General features: G+C 54.2%; 1 pseudogene. It reads left to right on the top strand.

From position 1 onward, the window contains the following. Nucleotides 1-178: 178 nt before the first annotated feature. Nucleotides 179-448: pseudogene (locus tag ACTHTU_RS11325) on the top strand (ABC transporter substrate-binding protein); the annotation flags it as partial.

The following is a 448-nucleotide window of genomic DNA, read 5'->3' as shown; positions in this document are numbered from 1 at the left end:
CGTCATGCAGCCCTGCTTGGAAACCTTGAACATCACACTTGCCGAGGTCGGCGCCCAGACGAAAAAACAATCCTCTTAAACCTGACGCCGGCTGAAACCAAAAATATCAAGTTTCAGACGGCTTTTGCTATGATCGGCACACTACTGAATACAATATTCAACCTACAAGGAAAAATAGATGGAAACACCAGCCCTACTCTCTCTGCTCGGTTTGATTCCATCTGCCGCCTTTGCCGCCCATGGCGTAGGCCTTGGCCAACCACCCCAATATCCGGCCAACTTCCCCGCTTTCGAATACGTCAATCCCACCGCCCCCAAAGGCGGCACGTTTACCACGCCTGTCCTCGGTGCTTTTGACCCGCTTAACCCCTTTACCCTCCACGGCAACCACGAATACGGCATCAGCCTGCTGACGCTCGCCACCCTGAACGAGCAACGCATGGCCGAG

This window comes from Neisseria sp. P0020.S005, assembly GCF_051957055.1.
In the GTDB taxonomy this organism is placed as follows: Bacteria; Pseudomonadota; Gammaproteobacteria; order Burkholderiales; family Neisseriaceae; genus Neisseria; species Neisseria subflava_A.
The sequence above is the reverse complement of the archived record's forward strand: the minus strand, read 5'-3'. Positions and strand labels throughout refer to the sequence as shown.